Raw genomic sequence first — 19,546 nt, forward strand, 5'->3', positions numbered from 1 at the left:
GGACACTGTTCCAAGGAGCCCGACATGGCCGACTTCCCCGACCGCAGCTACTGGCAGGCGCTGTCCGAGCGCCTTTCGATGCCGGGCCAGGCCTTCATCGATGGCCGCTACGCCGATGCCGCCAGCGGCGCACGCTTCGACTGCATCAGCCCGATCGACGGGCGGATACTGGCGGCGGTCGCCGACTGCGACGCGCAGGATGTGGAGCGCGCGGTGCTGGCCGCGCGGCGCGCCTACGAGGCCGGCCACTGGTCGCAGGCCAGCCCGGTCCATCGCAAGCGCGTGCTGCTGGCGCTGGCGGCGCTGGTGGAAAAGCACGCCGACGAGCTGGCCCTGCTGGAAACCCTGGATATGGGCAAGCCGGTGCGCGACGCCCGCCGCATCGACCTGCCCGGCGTGGTGCGCTGCCTGGCCTGGACCGCCGAGGCGGTGGACAAGCTGTACGGCGAGATCGCGCCTACCGGTCCGCATGAGCTGGGCCTGGTCGCGCGCGAGGCCGCCGGCGTGGTGGCCGCGATCGTGCCGTGGAATTTCCCGCTGCTGATGGCCTGCTGGAAGATCGCGCCGGCGCTGGCGATGGGCAATTCGGTGGTGCTCAAACCCTCCGAGCGTTCGCCCTTGAGTGCGCTGCGGCTGGCGGCGCTGGCCGCCGAGGCCGGCCTGCCGGACGGCGTGCTGAACGTGCTGCCCGGCCACGGCGCGCGCGTCGGCGAGCCTCTGGCCCTGCACATGGATGTGGACGTGCTGGCCTTCACCGGCTCTACGGCCACTGGCGCGAAGCTGCTGGAGTACGCGGGCCGCTCCAATCTGAAGCGGGTCTGGCTGGAGTGCGGCGGCAAGAGCCCGCACCTGGTGTTTGCCGACGCGCCGGATCTGGACGCAGCGGCCAAGGGCGTGGCGCAGGGCATCTTCTTCAACCAGGGTGAAGTCTGTACCGCCGGTTCGCGGCTGCTGGTGCAGCGCTCGATCCGCGAGGACTTCGTGCGCCAGGTGGTTGCCTACGGCCAGCACATGCAGCCCCGTCATCCGCTGGACGCCGAGGCGCCGATGGGGGCGCTGGTCGACGCCGCGCACGCGGACAAGGTGCTGGCCGACATCGCCCGCGCCGAGGGCGAGGGCGCCCGTCTGCTGCTGGGTGGCCACCGGGCGGAGGTGGAGGCTGGCGGCTGCTACGTGCAACCTACGGTGTTCGACCAGGTGCGGCCGGAGCAGGCGCTGGCGCGGGAGGAGGTGTTTGGCCCGGTGCTGGCGGTGCTCGGCTTCGATGACGAGGCCGAGGCGGTACGCTTGGCCAACGACAGCCGTTATGGACTGGCGGCAGGGCTGTGGACGCGCGATCTCGGCCGCGCCCATCGGGTAGCGCGCCAGCTGCGCGCCGGGAGTGTCTGGGTGAACGGCTGGGACGGTGGCGACATGACCGCGCCGTTCGGCGGTTACAAGCAGTCCGGCAACGGTCGCGACAAATCGCTGCACGCGTTCGACAAGTACAGCGAGATCAAGGCCACCTGGATCCAGCTCTGACCGCGCCCGGCATCGGTGTCGGCTGAAACCATTGGCCCGTGTGGCCACCGGCCCGTGGCAGAATCGAACGATCCACCGTTGCCCGTACTGCCGATGTCGACGATCACCGCTGCCGCGCCACCCGTGAATTCCCCCCGTCGTGTCCTGCTGGCCAGCCTGATCGGCACCACCATCGAATTCTTCGATTTCTACATCTACGCCACGGCGGCGGTGCTGGTGTTCCCGCACCTGTTCTTCCCGGACAGCAGCGAACAGGCGGCGCTGCTGCAATCGCTGGCGACCTTCGCGGTGGCCTTCATCGCCCGCCCGGTCGGCTCGGCGGTGTTCGGGCACTTCGGCGACCGCATCGGCCGCAAGGCCACCCTGGTCGCCGCGCTGCTGACCATGGGCCTGTCCACGGCACTGATCGGCCTGCTGCCGACGCACGCGCAGATCGGCCTGTGGGCGCCGGCGCTGCTGGCGCTGTGCCGTTTCGGGCAGGGCTTGGGGCTGGGCGGCGAGTGGGGCGGGGCGGTGCTGCTGGCCACCGAGAACGCGCCGCCCGGCAAGCGCGCCTGGTATGGCATGTTTCCGCAGCTGGGCGCGCCCATCGGCTTCCTGCTGTCGGCCGGCATCTTCCTGCTGCTGGGGCGCTACCTGAGCCAGGACGACTTCCTGCAGTGGGGCTGGCGAATTCCGTTCGTGGCCAGCGCGCTGCTGGTTGGCCTTGGCCTGTGGGTGCGCCTGAACATCCACGAGACCCCCGACTTCAAGCAGGCGCTGGAACGCAAGGCGCCGGTGCGGCTGCCGATGTGGACGGTACTGCGCGATCATCCGGTGCCGATGCTGCTGGGCACGCTGGGCGCGTTCGCCACGTTCGTGCTGTTCTACCTGATGACGGTGTTCAGTCTCGGCCATGGCACCGCCGTGCTTGGCTACAGCCGCGAGCAGTTCCTGCTGATGCAGATGGCCGGCATGCTGTTCTTCGCGCTGGGCATCCCGCTGTCGGCGCGCTATGGCGACCGCTGGGGTACGCGCCGCACGATGATCGTCGCCAGCGTGCTGATCATCGGCTTCGGCGTGCTGTTCGCGCCGCTGTTCCAGCCGCACAGTCCGTGGCTGGTCACCGCCTTCCTGTGCCTGGGGTTGTTCCTGATGGGCCTGACCTACGGCCCCTGCGGTACCTTCCTGGCCGAGATCTATCCGGTGGAAGTGCGCTATACCGGTGCCTCGCTGTCATTCAACCTGGCCGGCATCCTCGGTGCGGCGCCGGCACCGTACCTGGCCACCTGGCTGGCCGAACGTTTCGGCCTGGTCGCAGTGGGCTACTACCTGTGCCTGACCGCGGTGGCGACCCTGTGCGCGCTGGTGGCCCTGCATCGTCGCGCGCTGTGGCTCAGCCAAAGAAGCGCTTGAGCGTGCGCCCCAGCCAACCGCCGCCCTGGTGTTCGCGGGCGAACTGGTTCAGGTGCGCCTTGACCTGCTCGGCATAGGCCTGGTCGTCGCCGCGGATGTGGTTGAACAGCCAGCGCGAGAGCATGGTGCGCAGCTCGTCGCTGATGTCCTCGCCGGCCTGGAAGCGCAGCCGGTACTCGGCCACGCGCTTGATGAAGACCTCATGCACGCGCTTGTGCGCGGCACAGAACGGGTAGCCCGCTTCCTCCATCAGTTCTTCCTCGAACGCGAAGTGCGACATGGTGTAGTCCACCACCTCGTCGATCACCTCGCCCACCGCCGCACGCTGCAGACTGGCCTGGGCCACGTGCAGGTGGTTGAGCATCTCGATGATGCGGCGGTGTTGTTGATCGATCACATCGATGCCGATGTTCAGATCGTCCTGCCAGACCAGTAGTGCCATCCCCGGCGCCCCTTCATGCGTATGTCGGGGCCGACTGTAGAACCGCCAACCGCAGGCGGCGTTGATCTGGATCAAAGCGCGGCAATCAGGACAGCGCAGGCTCGCGCGGGCGCAACGGGCTGGCCACCGTGGTGCAGCTGACCCGGTTGCGGCCGCCGGCCTTGGCCAGGTACAGCTGGCGGTCGGCTTCGGAGATCAGCCGGTGCAGCGCATCGCGCTGCGGGCGCAGGCAGCACAGGCCGATGCTGACGGTCATGCGCAGGGTGGCGGTGCCGATGTCCACCTCCAGCGCGGCGATGCGCTGGCGCAGTTCCTCGAAGTACAGCAATGCCTCGTCCTGCTCCATGTCCGGCACCAGCAGGCAGAATTCCTCGCCGCCGAAGCGCGCGATCAGGTCCTGGCTGCGCGCATGGGCGGCCACCGCGCCGGCCACGGCGCGCAACGCATCGTCGCCGGCCTCGTGGCCGTAGGTATCGTTGATGTGCTTGAAGTGGTCGATGTCGATCATTGCCACCGCCACGCACTGGCCGTGCAGCTGCAGCTGCGGCAGCTGGCGCTGGCTCTGCTCCAGGAAGCAGCGGCGATTGGGCAGGCCGGTGAGGAAATCACGGGTGGCCAGATCCTGCAGGGTACCGATCAGCTCCAGCTGATCCACGTTCTGCGAGACGCGGCAGAAGAATTCCTCCCGTGAGAACGGTTTGCGCAGGAAGTCGTTGGCGCCGTTCTTCAGGAAGCGCGGGATCAGCGAGGCGTCGGTGTTGCCGGAAATGCCGATCACCGCGACCTTGTCGCGCGAGCGCAGGGTGCGCAGGCGGCGGGTGAACTCCACGCCCTGCATGCCCGGCATTTCCTGGTCGACCACCGCCAGCCGGATCGCCGGGTGGGCTTCGATCGCCGCCAGGCCCTCGTTGCCATCTGCGGCTTCATGTACTTCATGGCCGTACATGCGCAGCAGAGCGGCGGCATAGCCGCGCGCGGACGGCGAGTCATCCACCACCAGCGCGGCGATGCGCCGGTTGCGCTCCAGCCGTTGCACCAGCCATACCAGGTAGTCGATGCTGCCAGGGGTGTTCTTCAGTACGTAATCGATGATCTGCTGCTGCAGCACGCGCTTGCGCAGGTCCTCGTCATACACACTGCTGACCACCACGGTCGGCAGGCCACGCTTGAGGAAGAACTCCACCACCGTGTCGCGGTCGCCGTCAGCCAGCACCAGTCCGGTCAGCACCAGGAACCAGCCGGCGCCTTCGCTCAGCAGACGGTCGGCCTCGGCCAGGGTGGGGGCAACCACAACGGGCAGCTCCAGGCGTTGCTCGATCGCCTCGCGCAGCATGCCGGTGAACGCGCGGGAATTTTCGACCAGCAGGATCCGCTGTGGCAGTGGATCGGCGAGGTCGCCATCGACGGCGGCCTGCGGCAGCACGGGCATGATGCGGTGGCTCACGAGGGAGGGGCTCGGCACGGATAACGGCGGTTTCGGGTGAAACTTTAGCCGCGAATGCTGCGCACCTGGCCTGTTCCGCGATCAGGCTGCCGCCTGCGAAGCGTGCACGGCCGACTCATGCAGGACCAGCCGCAGGCGATTGCCGCGGCAGCGCAGCGCTCCGCCATAGGCCAGCATGCGTCCGGACAGGCGCTCGACGGCTTGGCGGGCGGTACCGGCCGACAGCGTGCAACTGCGGTCGAGCAGGCCCACGACAACCACGATGCCACGGCGATCGCCTGCCCGGCCGCTGCGGGCACGCACGCGCACCTGCCCGCTCTCCAGCTCCAGCAGCAGCGAGACCGCTTCGATCAGCGTGCGGTAGATCGCCAGCTGCAGATCCACGGTCAGCAGGCAGGGGTTGCCCGCCAGCCTGGGTGGCGTCACGCGGTGCGTGCTGTTCCAGATCTCGCAGGCACCACCGGCCTGCAGCGCGATGTACAGGCCGACCTGCTCCAGCCCGGTGGGATAGACCAGACTGGCCTGCTCACGGAACAGGCGCGAGTGCACCGAGCAGGCGTGCTGCAGGCTGTTGGCCACCGCATGGTGGCCCTGCGCCCTGAGCCAGCTGACCATTTCGTTGAGCGAACTGTCCATGCCTTCACCCAGGTGCTTCAGATGGGTGGCGCGCTGGCGCAGCTCGCGCTCGCTGGTCTGGTGCGAACTGCGGGTCAGGCGCAACGTGGTTTCTTCGGCCAGGCCGCGGGACCGGGCGCGTTGGTGGTGATAGCTGATGCTCGATCCCAGTGCCAGCAGCGCGACACTCATCACCGCCATGTTCTGCTGGGTGGCGAACGTGCCCAGGTCGAACGAGGAGGGCAGGCCGGTGCTCGGCGTTGCGCCATGCAACGGCAGGTTCAGCAGGGGAATTGCGATGGCCGCGCCGCGCCATCCATGCATGAAAGTCAGGGCGATGGCGGGCAGCGCCGCCAGCAGCACCAGATGGGTTCGCGTGGTGTGGGCGCTGCTGGCTGTCAGCTGCATGCCCAGCCCCAGGATCAGCATCACAAGGATCGCTGCAACGGTCGGCAGGGCAAAGCGGGTGCTCCATTCGGGATCGGCATGCCGCCGCGCCGACAGGAACGCCAACGGCACCAGGGTGATGATGGCGGCGAAGTGGCCGAAGATCGTCCGGTCGACCGCATCCAGCAGGTTGCTTGGCGGCGGGTTCGACCACAGCACATAGGAAATGCCCAGGTTGAGACCTGGTACGAACAGTGCCGTGCCGAAGATCAGCGACAGCAGCCAGAGACCGGTGGCGGCCTCGGAGGGCATTCTCATCCGATGCAGGTAGACCACCAGCATCGCCATCGGCATCAGCAGCGTCGAGGCCAGAATGACCCAGGCCAGGCCATAGCTGTCGATCATGGGGATGCGCAGCGTTGCGAAGTATGCGTACTCACCCAGCAGCAGGTAGGGCCACAGGCGGATCGGCACGATCAGCAGCGCCGCCACCCGGATCCCGGCCGGCAGGAAGAACTGGTCCAGCGAGAACTGGCGCGAGGCCAGGCAACTGGCCGCATAGAGTGCCGCCAACGCGAGCCCGACCGGCCGGATCCGGACGCTCAGTTCAACGACGTTCTTCAAACGATCCAAGTGCGAGCCTCCGTTGCCCGGGGCAGCGTGCCCGTGCCCCGGCCATGGACACTATCCATTGATGTGGGCAGGTGCAATCGTTGTGCATGCTTCGACTGCCGATGCGCAATGCGGCCGGAATCTGCGCATCCCCCGGCAGCGGACAGCATTATCCAGATCGTCTGATCACGTGTGCCGGTATGTATCAACGGCCGCCGTCGACATATAGTGGAGCTTGCATGTCCAGGTGGTGCTGCGACTTTCTGCAGGATGCATCAAGGGCGGCCCCCGGCCACAATCGGGGAAGTAGGTAATGGTGCTCTTCATTTTCCCTGCCGAGGAGGCAAACGTGCGAATAGTTAATGTTGGTGCAACGCTGGGTGTGGTCATCGCTGCCTGCCTGCCAATGTCGGCTTTGGCCCAATCCGATGATCACGGCATCCGCAGCATGAGCGAGCGCGGTCTGGGCGAGGCCTTTCCGGCGTCGACCAATCTGAGTGAAGACCCGTCGTGGCTGGTCTACGGTTTCCAGCGTGATGGAATCTCGTACTTCCAGGTCAATGACCTCGCCGGTCGCGTGCAGGTCATCATCGGCAACGCCGATGCGACGTTCTGGGCGCTTCCGGCCGGCAATGTGCAGGTGCCGGTGTCGCTGCCGGGGCAGCCGCTGCCGGTGCCCGCCAAGGCGACCCGTTCGCTGGTCTATCGCGGCAATGGCTTCGTGCTGGTGCGCTACAGCGCCGGGACGCGCGTGTTCTGGGCCATTGAAGCGCAGTGATGAGCGATCGGCAGGGGACATGCGTCGCCTGCTGATCGTCTGACTCCACTGGGCCTGCGGTCAGGCGTGCGTCCGTATGCAGGGCACGCCGGACCGTAGGTGGTCAGGCTTCGGCCTGCCGCCCGTCCCAGGCCGGAGAGGCAATGCTGGCGCCGAACACCGCGCCTTCGACCGACTCCCGTCGCGTCCTGGCGACCGGTTCCACCAGCACCATGACGATGCGGTTGTGGCGGCAGTGCACCGAGCCACCGAATGCCAGCGTCCGGCCTGCCAATCGTTCCCTGACCTTGCCCTCAGTGGCGGCGGACAAAGCGCGATGCGGGTCCAGCAACGAGACGGTCATCACGATGCCGCGTTGCTGCCCCGCGCGGCTGCACCGCGCCCGCACCACGATCTGACCTGGTTCGCTCTTCAACAGCAGGGACACCGCGTCGATGAGGGTGCGGTAGGCCGCCAGCTGCAGGTCCAGGCTGAGCCGGCAGGGATCGCCGGACAGGCGCGGCTCGACCACACGGTGGGTATTGACCCACGCCGCGTGTACGCCGCCTGCCTGCAGCGCGACATACAGCCCCAACTGCTCCAGTGCGGTGGGATAGACCATGCTGGCCTGTTCGCGGAACAGCCGGGAGTGCACGTTGGCAGTGTGGGTCAAGCTGTTGGCGATGGCCGAGTGGCCGTGGGTGTTGAGCCAGTTGATGACTTCCGAAAGCGACAGGTCGATGCCATCGCCGAGCTTGCGCAGGTGGATGGCGCGTTCGCGCAGATCCGATTCGCTCGCCATCTGCGAACTGCGTGCCAGATGGATGGCGTTCTTCTCGCCGACCTCGCGAAGTTGATAGCGGCGATGGTAGTGGCTGATGCGCGAGCCCAGCAGCAGCAGCGCGACACCGGTGATGGCCATGATCTGCTGCGTGGTGAAGGCCGATGCATCGAAGGCGGCGGCATACGGCTTGGGGGTCGTCAGGCCGATGATCAGATTCAGTGCGGGCACACCGATGGCAGCGCCACGCCAGCCATACTGGCAGGTCAGCGCGATCGCCGGCAGGCCCATCAGCAGCTGCAGGGAGGTCCTGAGTGCACTGGCCTCGGAAGGAATCAGGGTTGCGGTAATCCCGAGCAGCGACATCAACGACAAAGCAACTGCCGCCGGCCCGGTGAACAGGGTTTTCCAGCCGGCCTCGGCATCGCGTTTGGCCCACAGCAGCGCGAGCGGCGCCACGGTCAGAATGGCAATGAAATCGCCGACGCTGAAGCGGATGGCACGGGAAACGAAGGCCAGCAGCGAATCGGCCGGCGGCGTCGGCCACAGCAGTTGCGAAAAACCTACGTTCAGCAGCGTGACCACGACCGAAGACAGCAGTGCGATGGCCAGCAGGCGGGCATTGACCGAATGCGCCAATGTCCTGCGGCACAGGTGGGTAATGAGCATCACCGCAGGCATCAGCGATGCCGATGCGAACACGACCCAGGCCGCGCCATATTTGTCGATCATCGGATAGCGCATCTGCGCGAAGTAGGCGTACTCGCCCAGCAGCAGATAGGGCCACAGCCGTGGCGGGCAGAGCAGCACGGCCGCCACGCGTATTCCTGCGGGCAGGTAGAACTGATCCAGTGACAACTGTCGCGTCGCCCAGCATGCGACCGCATAGAACGCCGCCAGGACCAACCCTGCCGGATGGATGCGCAACTTCAGTTGCAGGCCTTCATTCCACCAGTTCAATCGCACTTCTCCCTCGAGTACGTTCCCTGTCAGCATCCATTCGCCGCGGGACCCGGTTCCAAGGGACGGTATCGACATGAATTGGATAATGCAATTGCCGATTTGATCTTCCGATCAAATGTGAATTCCATCACGCCGTTGTGAATGAGCGGTCTTCACATGCTCGTATGATGAAATCGTCGATAACCGTCACCGGTTTCGTTATCCGGTCGTGGACAGGTCGCGCCGGGTCGGTCTCACCACAACGCATCGCGCAGCTTGTACCAGGACATCGCTGCCACCAGCAGCGGCGTACGCAGCAGCCGGCCGCCCGGGAACGGCGCATGCCGCAGGCGCTGGAACACGTCCAGGCGCTCGCTCTGGCCGGCAATGGCGGCGGCGATGACCTCGCCGGCCAGACCGGCAGCGGCCACGCCATGGCCGGAGAACCCCTGTGCGAAGTACAGGTTGCCGTCCAGCCGGCCCCAGTGCGGGGCACGGTTGCGGGTGATGTCCACGTAGCCGCCCCAGACCTGTTCCAGCGGCACGTCGGCCAGCTGCGGGAACACCTGGTGCATGCGCCGCTGCATCACCCCGCGCAGGCCCGGCGGTGGCAGCGCCGAGTAACTGGCGCGGCCGCCGAACAGCAGGCGGTGGTCGTGGCTGAGGCGGAAATAGTCCAGTGCCCAGGCGGTGTCGGCCACAGCCATGTCGTTGCCGATCAGGGCACGGGCGCGCTCGGCACCCAATGGCGCGCTGGCACCGATATAGGTGCCGACCGGCATGATCCGCCGTTCCAGCTCCGGCAACAGCCCCTGCAGCCAGGCGTTGCCGGCCACCACCAGCTGCTCGGCGCGCACGCTGCCCTGCGCGGTGCGCAGGGTTGGCCGTGGCCCGCGTTGGATGCGCACCACCGGCGAATCTTCGTGAATGACCACCCCCGCTGCGCGCGCTGCATCGGCCAGGCCGCGGGCATAGGCCAGCGGGTGCAGGTGCGCGCTGAGCGGATCGAACATCGCGGCCCGGTAGCGCGGGCTGTCCAGCTGCGCGCGCAGGGCATCACGGTCCCACCACTGCATGGGGTAGTCGTAGTGGCGCTGCAGGTGCTCGCAGTTGGCGCGCAGGTCACGCTCGTGGCGCTCGCGTATGGCGACGCTGGCGTGGCCTTCCACCCAGTGGCAGTCGATGTGGTGGCGGTCGATGCGCGTGCGCATCGCCTGTACCGCTTCGCGCGACCAGTCAAACAGATGGCGCGCATCCTCGCGGCCAAGCTGGCGCTCCAGTTCGTCCACCTCGCAGCCGTAGCCGACCAGCGCCTGGCCACCGTTGCGGCCGGACGCCCCCCAGCCGATCCGCTGCGCGTCCAGCACCACCACGCGGCGGCCGCGTGCGGCCAGTTCCAGTGCGGCGGTCAGGCCGGTGTAACCGGCACCCAGCACGGCCACATCGGCCTGCAGATCGCCGCGAAGTACGGGGAGCGCAGGCGGTTCAGGCAGGCTGGCGGCGTACCAGCTGGGTGGGAAGGCGGCACTCACTGCGGGCCTCGCGGGCGCAGGGCAACGGGGCAGGGCGGGGCAGGACGATCAGCGTTCACATGCCTAGTTTCGCCGATGGGTGACGGCCGTGGTGTGACGGCGGCGACTTGTCGCCGTCGCACGCCGGCGGGTAACGTGTCCACACGCCGAGGAGCTCTCCATGCGTCGCCTGCCCTGGGTGGGGCTGCCCACCGACAGCACCGTGCTCGGCCATCACCGCTTCGCGGTGGCCGGCGAAAAGTACGTGCGTGCGCTGGTTGAGGCGGCCGAAGTCACCCCGGTGATACTGCCGAGCCTGCAACCACCGCTGCCGCCTGCCGACTGGCTGCACGGCCTCGATGGCCTGCTGTTGACTGGTGCGGTCAGCAACATCGAACCGCAGCACTACGAAGGTGGCCGCAGCTGGCCGGGCAACCCGCATGACCCGGCCCGCGATGCCACGGCCCTTGCGCTGCTGAACGAGGCATTGGCGCTGGATCTGCCGGTGCTGGCGATCTGCCGCGGTTTCCAGGAATTGAACGTCGCGCTGGGCGGCACCCTGCATCCGCAGGTGCACGCGGTGCCGGGCCTGTCGGACCATCGCGAGGACCCGCAGGCGCCGGTGGAGGTGCAGTACGGCCCGGCGCATCCGGTCACCTTGGCCGCCGAGGGATGGCTGGCGCAGTGGGCGGGCAGCGACCGCGCGCAGGTCAATTCCGTTCACGGGCAAGGCATCGCGCGCCTCGCGCTGGGGCTGCACGGCGAGGCCTGGGCCGAGGACGGGCTGGTCGAGGCGGCACGCAGCCTGCACCATCGGTTCGTGCTCGGCGTACAGTGGCACCCGGAGTGGCGTGTCATGCAGGCGCCGTTCTATCACGCTATTTTCCGTGCATTCGGCCAAGCTTGCCGAGAGCACCAACAGAACCGACTGGATTCCCGATGAGTTCCCGAACGCGCCCGCGCAAGACGGCCACGCCCCCCGCACCGCAGGAAAGCAGCCTGCTGCGCTGGCTGAAGGAGCGGCGCATCACCGAGGTCGAATGCCTGGTGCCGGACATCACCGGCAACGCGCGCGGCAAGATCATTCCCGCCGACAAGTTCTCGCACGATTACGGTACGCGCCTGCCCGAAGGCATTTTCGCCACCACCGTCACCGGTGAATTCCCCGACGACTATTACGAGCTGACCTCGCCGTCGGACTCGGACATGATGCTGCGCCCGGACCCGGACACGGTGCGTATGGTGCCGTGGGCGGCCGATGCCACCGCGCAGGTCATCCATGACTGCTACACCAAGCATGGCGAGCCGCACGAGCTGGCGCCGCGCAATGTGCTGCGCCGCGTGCTGGCCGGATACGCCGAACTGGGCCTGCGCCCGGTGGTGGCGCCCGAGCTGGAATTCTTCCTGGTGCAGAAGAACACCGACCCGGATTTCCCGCTGCTGCCGCCGGCCGGCCGCTCCGGCCGCCCGGAAACGGCGCGGCAGTCGTACTCGATCGATGCGGTCAACGAATTCGATCCGATTCTCGATCTGATGTACGACTACGCCGATGCGATGAAGCTGGACGTGGACACCCTGATCCACGAATCCGGCGCGGCACAGCTGGAGGTCAACTTCACCCATGCCGACGCCATGGATCTGGCCGACCAAGTGTTCCTGTTCAAGCGCACCATGCGCGAGGCGGCGATGCGCCATGGCGTGTACGCCACCTTCCTGGCCAAGCCGATGGAGAACGAGCCGGGCAGCGCCATGCACATCCACCAGAGCCTGGTGCGGGTGAGTGACGGCAGCAACGTGTTTGCCGGCGATACCGATGCCGAAGGCGAGTTCAGCCCGGTGTTCGGCCATTACCTGGGCGGCCTGCAGAAGTACGCACCGCAGGCGATGGCGTTCTTCGCGCCGAACGTGAATTCCTACCGCCGGCTGGTGTTCGGCGAGGTCTCGCCGAGCAACGTGCACTGGGGCTTCGACAACCGCACCTGTGGCCTGCGCGTGCCGCTGGATACGCCGGAAAACATGCGTGTGGAGAGTCGCTTCGCCGGTTCCGACGCCAACCCGTACCTGGCGATGGCCGCGACCCTGGCCTGCGGCCTGCTCGGTATCCGCGAGCGGCTGGCGCCGGATGCGCCGGTGACCGGCAGCGCCAAGGAACTGGGCTACAACCTGCCGCGCTCGCTGGGCGAGGCGCTGGACGGGCTGGAACAGTGCAGCGAGCTGCAGGCGCTGCTGGGCGAGCGCTTCTGCCGGGCCTACATCTCGGTCAAACGCAAGGAATATGAGACATTTTTCCGTGTCATCAGCTCGTGGGAGCGCGAGTTCCTGCTGCTGAACGTCTGAGCATCCGGAATAGAAAAATCCGCCGCCGGGGGGTAGGCTGGCATCCGTCGCCGGCCCCGCCGGCCCCCCTTCCCGCATTCTGGAGCACCCGATGAAGCTGCGTATCCTCACGCTCGGCCTGGCCTCCGCCATGCTTGCCGCCTGCAGCGGTGGCAATGGCGGCGCGCAGGACAGCCAGGTCCTGAACGTCTACAACTACAGCGATTACATCGCCGAGGACACCATTCCGACCTTCGAGAAGGAGAGCGGGATCAAGGTGACCTACGATGTGTTCGACAGCGATGAGATGGTCGAGACCAAACTGCTGGCCGGCAACAGCGGCTACGACGTGGTGGTGCCGACGCTGAACTTCTTCGGCCGCCAGATCCAGGCCGGCGTGTTCCTGCCGCTGGACAAGAGCAAGATCCCGAACCTGGCCAACCTCGATCCGGCGGTGATGAAGCGCATCGCCACCCAGGACCCGGGCAACCAGTACGGCGTGCCGTACATGATCGGCACCACCGGCATCGGCTACAACGTGGACATGCTGAAGCAGCGCTTCGGCAGCACCGACATCGCCAACAGCTGGGACCTGGTGTTCAAGCCGGAGAACATCAGCAAGATGAAGGACTGTGGCGTGACCATCCTGGACACGCCGGCGGACATGATCCCGATCGCGCTGCATTACCTGGGCCTGGATCCGCACAGTGGCGACCCGGCCGAACTGCAGAAGGCCGCCGACCTGCTGAAGTCGATCCGCCCGTACGTGCAGAACTTCCACTCCTCGCAGTACGTCGGCTCGCTGGCCAACGGTGGCACCTGCCTGGTGGTGGGCTGGTCGGGTGACATCATCCAGGCCCGCGACCGTGCCGAGGAAGCCAGCAATGGCGTGCACGTGGCCTATTCGATCCCGAAGGAAGGCGCCCCGCAGTGGTTCGACATGCTGGCGATCCCCAAGGATGCCAAGCATCCGGAAGCGGCCTACCAGTTCATCAACTACCTGCTGCAGCCGAAGGTCGCTGCGGCCAACACCAACTTCATCCACTACGCCAACCCGGTGCCGACCGCGACCCCGCTGGTGGATGAGGCGATCCGTACCGACCCGACCATCTACCCGCCGGCCGATGTGGCCGAGAAGATGTTCACCTACTCGATCAATACGCCGGAGACCGACAAGCTCTACACCCGGCTGTGGACCGAGGTGAAGACCGGCCGTTGAGTGGCTCCAGCGGCGCCGGGCCTGTTCCGGCAGCCGCGACCTGGTAGCGCCGGGCCATGCCCGGCGAGCGCGGCGGTCGGCCCCCGGGCAAGGCCCGGCCTCCACCGGAGCCGCCCGCCAGCTCCCGTCATATCCCCTTCGGCCCCCGGCCGGTAGAATGGCGGCCGCTGTCCACCGCCCGCTCCCGGAGCCCCCATGCCCGTTGAAGCCCAGCCGGTAGCCGCCGTCGTCGACACGACCGGTGCGCCCGGCTATCTCTCCATTCGTGACCTGCGCAAGGAATTCGACGGTTTCGTCGCCGTCGACGACGTCAACCTGGACGTGCGCAAGGGCGAGATCTTTGCCCTGCTCGGTGGCTCCGGCAGCGGTAAATCGACCCTGCTGCGCTGCCTGGGCGGCTTCGAGACGCCCACCAAGGGCAGCATCACCCTGGATGGCCAGCGCCTGGACGCGCTGCCGCCGTACCAGCGGCCGGTGAACATGATGTTCCAGTCCTATGCCCTGTTCCCGCACATGACGGTCGAGCAGAACATCGCCTTCGGGCTGAAGCAGGATGGCCTGGGCAAGGACGCGATCAGCAAGCGTGTCGGCGAGATGCTGGAGCTGGTGCAGATGGGCCACCTGGGCAAGCGCAAGCCGCATCAGCTGTCCGGTGGCCAGCAACAGCGCGTGGCGCTGGCACGGTCGCTGGCCAAGGGGCCCAAGCTGCTGCTGCTGGACGAGCCGATGGGCGCGCTGGACAAGAAGCTGCGCTCGCAGATGCAGCTGGAACTGGTCAGCATCATCGAATCATCGGGCGTGACCTGCGTGATGGTCACCCACGACCAGGAAGAAGCGATGACCATGGCCACCCGCATCGCGGTGATGGATGCTGGCTGGATCCAGCAGGTCGGCAAGCCCGACGAGGTCTACGAGCAGCCGGCCAACCGGTTCGTCGCCGAGTTCATCGGCTCGGTGAACCTGTTCGACGGGGTGATCGACGAGGACCTGCCCGAGTATGTGACCGTGCGCTCGCCGCTGTTCCCGGCACCGATCTACATCGCCCACGGCATCACCGGTTATGAAGGGCAGCCGGTCGCGTTCGCGCTGCGCCCGGAAAAGGTGATGATCGGCAAGGACGAGCCGGAAGGGCACACCAACAAGGCGCAGGGCGTGATCGAGGACATCGCTTACTTCGGCAGCCACTCGGTCTACCACGTGCGCCTGCCCAGCGGCGCCAAGGTGCTGGCCAACTTCGCCAACTCGCAGCGCTGGGCCAGCGATGGCCTGACCTGGGGCGACAACGTGTGGGTGCACTGGCGCGACAACGACGGCGTGGTGCTCACCTCATGAGCATCGCTGGCCTGAAGCGCTGGCTGCCGGGGCTGCGTGCCACGGTGATCGGCATTCCGTACCTGTGGCTGCTGTTGTTCTTCGCAGTGCCGTTCCTGATCGTGCTGATGATCAGCTTCTCGCTCAGCCGGGTCGGCTCGCCGCCGTACACCTGGCTGCTGCAGTACGTGGACGGCGGCTTCTCGCTGAAGCTGAACCTGGAAAACTACCTGGCGCTGTTCCGCGATTCGATCTATGCGCAGGCGTTCCTGAGCTCGATCAAGATCGCGGCGATCTCCACCTTCCTGACCCTGCTGATCGGCTACCCGATGGCCTATGCCATCGCCCGCCTGTCACCGGCCGCGCGCAACGTGGCGATGATGCTGGTGGTGCTGCCGTCGTGGACCTCGTTCCTGATCCGTGTGTACGCCTGGAAGGCGATCCTGGACCGCAACGGGCTGCTCGACCAGTTCCTGCAGTTCACCGGTCTGCAATCGCTGATGACCAGTCTGGGCCTGCCCAAGCTGCAGCTGATCGATACGCCGACCGCGGCCTACATCGGCATCGTCTACTGCTATCTTCCGTTCATGGTGCTGCCGCTGTACGCCAACCTGGTCAAGCATGACCACCGCCTGCTGGAAGCGGCCTACGACCTCGGCGCCAAACCGTGGCAGGCGTTCCTGCGCATCACGCTGCCGCTGTCCAAGGCCGGCATCATCGCCGGCTGCATGCTGGTGATGATCCCGGCCATCGGTGAATTCGTGATCCCGGAAATGCTGGGTGGCTCGGAGACGCTGATGGTCGGCCGCCAGCTGTGGAACGAGTTCTTCAACAACCGCAACTGGCCGGGCGCCTCGGCGATGGCGGTGGCGATGATCCTGTTGCTGCTGGTGCCGATCCTGCTGTTCAACCGTTCCCAGCAGCGCCTGCTGGAAGGGAAGCAGGCATGAGCCCGCGTACTGCCAAGGGTCTGGGGCTGGGCGTGCTGCTGCTCGGCTTCGCGTTCCTGTACCTGCCGATCCTGCTGCTGATGTTCTACTCGTTCAACAGTTCGCGGCTGGCGATGGTCTGGGCCGGGTTTTCCACCCGCGCCTACAGCGACCTGTTCGCCGACCGCGCGCTGATGGACGCGATGTGGACCAGCCTGGTGGTGGCGTTCTGGACCGCCTGTACCGCTACCGTGCTGGGCACGCTGGCGGCGATGGTAATGACCCGCTTCAAGCGCTTCCGTGGCAAGCCGCTGTTCGGCGCGCTGGTCACCGCACCGCTGGTGATGCCGGATGTCATCCTCGGTTTCTCGCTGATGGCGTTGCTGGCCTCGATGGGCGCGATTCCCGGTTTCCCGGCGCGCGGCCTGACCACCATCTGGATCGCGCACGTCACCTTCACCCTGTGCTTCGTCACGGTGGTGGTGTCTTCGCGCCTGCAGGAAATGGACCTCTCGCTGGAGGAAGCGGCGATGGACCTGGGCGCGAGCCGGTTGACCGTGTTCGGCCGCATCACCCTGCCGATCATCGCGCCGGCGCTGGTGGCCGGTTGGTTGCTGGCCTTCACCCTGTCGCTGGATGACGTGGTGGTCGCCAGCTTCGTCGCCACGCCGGGCTCGACCACGCTGCCGATGAAGGTGTTCGCTTCGGTGCGCATGGGCATCAGCCCGAAGATCAACGCATTGGCCACGCTGCTGGTGTCGGCGGTGTCGATTGCCGCGGTGATTGGCTGGTACATCAATGCGCGAGCGGAAAAGCGCCGCCAGCGCGACCTGCAGCTGGCGCGGCAGGACAACGGCTGACGCCGCAGCCACATCCGGCTCACGGTCGGCAGCGCACAATGGGGGTCACCCTGATGGAGATCCCCCATGACCGTCGAGATCGTCGACCCGGCCAGTGGCCAGGTGACCTACCGCCATGAATTGATGGACGCTGCCGACATCGAGCAGCGCCTGCAGGCCGCCGCCGATGCCTTCCCCGACTGGGCCGCGCGTTCGTTGCAGGAACGCGGCGTGATCCTGCGCCAGATCGCCGAACAGCTGCGCACGCGCCGCCACGACCTGCAGCAGGCGATGACTCACGAGATGGGCAAGCTCAAGGCCGAGGCGCTGGCCGAAGTGGACAAATGCGCGGCGGCCTGCGAGTTCTACGCCGACCACGCGGCCGACTACCTGAAGCCGCAGCTGATCGACACCGAGGCGCAGCGCAGCTACGTGCGCTACGAGCCGATCGGCTGCGTGTTCGCGGTGATGCCCTGGAATTTTCCGGTCTGGCAGGTGTTCCGCTTCCTCGCCCCGGCGTTCATGGCCGGCAACGTGGCCCTGCTCAAGCACGCCAGCAATGTGCCGCAGTGTGCCGACCTGATCCTGGCCGTGTGCCGTGACGGTGGCCTGCCCGACGGTGTGTTCGATGTGCTGCACATCGACAACGACCAGGCCGCCGACGTCCTGCGCGATGCACGGGTGAAGGCGGTGACGCTGACCGGCAGCGAGCGGGCAGGGCGCTCGATTGCCTCCAATGCCGGCAGCCAGTTGAAGAAATCGGTAATGGAGCTCGGCGGCAGCGATGCCTTCGTGGTGCTCGACGATGCCGACCTCGACAAGACCGTCGCCGCTGCGGTGAAGTCACGTTTCGACAACAGCGGGCAGACCTGCATCGCGGCCAAGCGCTTCATCGTGGTCGAGGCGGTGGCTGAAGAGTTCACCCGCCGCTTTGTCGAGGCGGCGGGCGAGCGCCAGTACGGCGATCCCGATGTGCGCGGCACCACGCTGGCACCGATGGCCCGGGCCGATCTGCGCGAGGAACTGCACAAGCAGGTGCAGGCCAGCGTGGCCAAGGGCGCGCGGGTGCTGATCGGCGGTGAACCGATCGCCGGCACCCATGCCGGCTATCCGGCCACGGTGCTCGATCAGGTCGGCCCAGGCATGCCGGCCTACGACGAGGAACTGTTCGGGCCGGTGGCGGCGATCATCCGGGTCAAGGACGAAGCCGAAGCCCTGCGCGTGGCCAATGACACCCGCTTCGGCCTGGGCGGCAGCGTGTGGACCGGCGATCCGGTGCGTGGCGAACGTTTCGCCCAGGGCCTGGAGTGCGGCGCGGCCTTCGTCAATGCCATCGTCAAGAGTGACGCGCGGCTGCCGTTCGGCGGTAGCAAGCAGTCCGGCTTCGGCCGCGAACTGGCCGAGCACGGCATCCATGAGTTCATGAACATCAAGACCATCTACGTGGCTTGATGCCGAACGGTAGTGCCGGCCAGCGGCCGGCACTACCAGAAGCGGGTCACAACCACCTGGCGCGCTTGAACAACCGGTACAGGCCCACACAGACGCCGCCCACGCCGACGATCATCAGCGGGTATGCCCAGGGTTGGTTCAGCTCCGGCATGTGGCTGAAGTTCATGCCATACCAGCTGGTGATCAGCGTCGGCGCGGCCAGCAGCGCGGCCCATGCACCCAGCCGCTTCACCGTCTCGCCCTGTGCCAGCGTCACCAGCGACAGGTTCACGCTCAATGCCGTGCCCAGCATCTCGCGCAGGGTATCGATCACGTCGCTGATGCGCACCGCATGGTCGTGCACATCGCGCACGTACAGCTTCACCTCGTCCGGAATCAGATCTCCCTGGTAACGCCGGATCTGCGCCAGCACGTCCTGAAGGGGCGCCACCGCCATGCGCATCTTGTTCAGTTCTCGCTTGAGTTCATACAGCCGCACCACCGTGCTGCGCTTGTAGTTGTCGGCGAAGATGTCCTTTTCCAGCAGGTCCAGGGTGTCGCGGAAGCGGTGCACGATCGGCAGGTAGTTGTCGACGACGAAGTCGGTGACCGCGTACAGGCAGTACGACGGGCCCATCTTCAACAGTTGTGGTTCGCGCTCGACGCGCGCGCGCACCGGCGCGTAGGACAGCGAGGCACCATGGCGCACCGTCACCAGGAAACGCGGGCCGAGGAAGGCGTGGGTTTCACCGTACTGGATGCGTTCGTCGACCATCTGCGCCGTGGTCACCACCACGAACAGCGAGTTGCCATAGGTCTCGACCTTGGGCCGCTGGTGCGCGTTGCGCGCATCCTCGATGGCCAGGTCGTGCAGGCAGAATTCCTCCTGCAGTTTCAGCAGTACATCGTCGTTGGGGTCGTACAGGCCGACCCAGACGAAGCCGTTGCCACTGGCGATGACATCGCTGATGGCATCCAGGCTGATGTCGTGGCGTCTGCCTTCGTCATCGTAGTGGACGCAGTTGATGACGCAGGTTGGGTTGGCCGAAGCGGGGGCCGAAGCAGTGGCGGGCAATGACATGCCCGCCATCGTG

The 19,546-nt window shown here is 66.7% G+C and carries 16 protein-coding genes; 10 read left to right on the forward strand and 6 right to left on the reverse strand.

What is annotated here, in order from left to right:
- The first annotated feature begins 24 nt into the window (after positions 1-24).
- Complete coding sequence (locus AC5YGJ_RS19845) at positions 25-1,521, forward strand: aldehyde dehydrogenase (RefSeq protein ID WP_496187513.1); 1,497 nt, start codon at positions 25-27, stop codon at positions 1,519-1,521.
- A gap of 93 nt (positions 1,522-1,614) precedes the next feature.
- Positions 1,615-2,916: an MFS transporter gene (locus tag AC5YGJ_RS19850; protein ID WP_496187514.1), complete on the forward strand. Its 1,302-nt coding sequence runs from the start codon at positions 1,615-1,617 to the stop codon at positions 2,914-2,916.
- Here the strand turns inward: AC5YGJ_RS19850 and AC5YGJ_RS19855 are convergent.
- The 3 genes from AC5YGJ_RS19855 to AC5YGJ_RS19865 form a co-directional block, all read right to left on the reverse strand.
- Entirely contained in the window at positions 2,897-3,358 is a 462-nt protein-coding gene (locus tag AC5YGJ_RS19855) for a bacteriohemerythrin (RefSeq protein WP_053509854.1), read from the reverse strand. The genes AC5YGJ_RS19850 and AC5YGJ_RS19855 overlap by 20 nt on opposite strands.
- Positions 3,359-3,443: 85 nt before the next feature.
- Entirely contained in the window at positions 3,444-4,787 is a 1,344-nt protein-coding gene (locus tag AC5YGJ_RS19860; RefSeq protein WP_249844888.1) for a diguanylate cyclase, read from the reverse strand.
- A gap of 96 nt (positions 4,788-4,883) precedes the next feature.
- A complete protein-coding gene (locus AC5YGJ_RS19865) occupies positions 4,884-6,437 on the reverse strand; it encodes an MASE1 domain-containing protein (RefSeq protein WP_496187515.1) in 1,554 nt (517 codons plus the stop codon).
- A 292-nt stretch (positions 6,438-6,729) separates the two neighbouring features.
- On the opposite strand from AC5YGJ_RS19865, the gene AC5YGJ_RS19870 reads away from it, so the two are divergent.
- Positions 6,730-7,194 (forward strand): hypothetical protein, encoded by a 465-nt coding sequence (locus tag AC5YGJ_RS19870; RefSeq protein ID WP_249844530.1) that lies wholly within the window; start codon positions 6,730-6,732, stop codon positions 7,192-7,194.
- Positions 7,195-7,297: 103 nt separating this feature from the next.
- On the opposite strand, the gene AC5YGJ_RS19875 is transcribed toward AC5YGJ_RS19870, so the two are convergent.
- Both AC5YGJ_RS19875 and AC5YGJ_RS19880 read right to left on the reverse strand, forming a co-directional pair.
- Complete coding sequence (locus AC5YGJ_RS19875) at positions 7,298-8,920, reverse strand: MASE1 domain-containing protein (RefSeq protein WP_496187516.1); 1,623 nt, start codon at positions 8,918-8,920, stop codon at positions 7,298-7,300.
- A gap of 230 nt (positions 8,921-9,150) precedes the next feature.
- The gene (locus AC5YGJ_RS19880) at positions 9,151-10,428 is read right to left on the reverse strand and encodes an FAD-dependent oxidoreductase (RefSeq protein WP_306803893.1); all 1,278 of its coding nucleotides are present in this window, start codon (positions 10,426-10,428) and stop codon (positions 9,151-9,153) included.
- 160 nt (positions 10,429-10,588) lie between these two features.
- Between AC5YGJ_RS19880 and AC5YGJ_RS19885 the strand changes: the two genes are divergently transcribed.
- From AC5YGJ_RS19885 to AC5YGJ_RS19915, 7 genes are all read left to right on the forward strand, one after another.
- On the forward strand, positions 10,589-11,350 hold the full coding sequence (locus AC5YGJ_RS19885) for a gamma-glutamyl-gamma-aminobutyrate hydrolase family protein (protein WP_496187517.1): 762 nt from the start codon (positions 10,589-10,591) through the stop codon (positions 11,348-11,350).
- Complete coding sequence (locus AC5YGJ_RS19890) at positions 11,347-12,744, forward strand: glutamine synthetase family protein (RefSeq protein ID WP_249844527.1); 1,398 nt, start codon at positions 11,347-11,349, stop codon at positions 12,742-12,744. Before AC5YGJ_RS19885 ends, AC5YGJ_RS19890 begins: the two co-directional genes overlap by 4 nt.
- Before the next feature lie 91 nt (positions 12,745-12,835).
- A complete protein-coding gene (locus tag AC5YGJ_RS19895) occupies positions 12,836-13,942 on the forward strand; it encodes a polyamine ABC transporter substrate-binding protein (protein ID WP_496187518.1) in 1,107 nt (368 codons plus the stop codon).
- A gap of 195 nt (positions 13,943-14,137) precedes the next feature.
- Positions 14,138-15,274, forward strand: coding sequence for an ABC transporter ATP-binding protein (locus AC5YGJ_RS19900; RefSeq protein WP_249844526.1), 1,137 nt, complete (start codon positions 14,138-14,140; stop codon positions 15,272-15,274).
- Positions 15,271-16,203, forward strand: coding sequence for an ABC transporter permease subunit (locus tag AC5YGJ_RS19905; protein WP_496187519.1), 933 nt, complete (start codon positions 15,271-15,273; stop codon positions 16,201-16,203). The genes AC5YGJ_RS19900 and AC5YGJ_RS19905 overlap by 4 nt, the downstream gene beginning before the upstream one ends.
- Positions 16,200-17,042, forward strand: coding sequence for an ABC transporter permease subunit (locus AC5YGJ_RS19910; protein ID WP_004151945.1), 843 nt, complete (start codon positions 16,200-16,202; stop codon positions 17,040-17,042). The genes AC5YGJ_RS19905 and AC5YGJ_RS19910 overlap by 4 nt, the downstream gene beginning before the upstream one ends.
- 66 nt (positions 17,043-17,108) lie before the next feature.
- A complete protein-coding gene (locus AC5YGJ_RS19915; protein ID WP_496187520.1) occupies positions 17,109-18,473 on the forward strand; it encodes an NAD-dependent succinate-semialdehyde dehydrogenase in 1,365 nt (454 codons plus the stop codon).
- A gap of 46 nt (positions 18,474-18,519) precedes the next feature.
- On the opposite strand, the gene AC5YGJ_RS19920 is transcribed toward AC5YGJ_RS19915, so the two are convergent.
- Positions 18,520-19,542, reverse strand: a complete 1,023-nt coding sequence (locus tag AC5YGJ_RS19920; RefSeq protein ID WP_496187521.1) for a magnesium and cobalt transport protein CorA — start codon at positions 19,540-19,542, stop codon at positions 18,520-18,522.
- Between the last annotated feature and the right edge of the window lie 4 nt (positions 19,543-19,546).

This window comes from Stenotrophomonas sp. CS3K5, assembly GCF_059515225.1.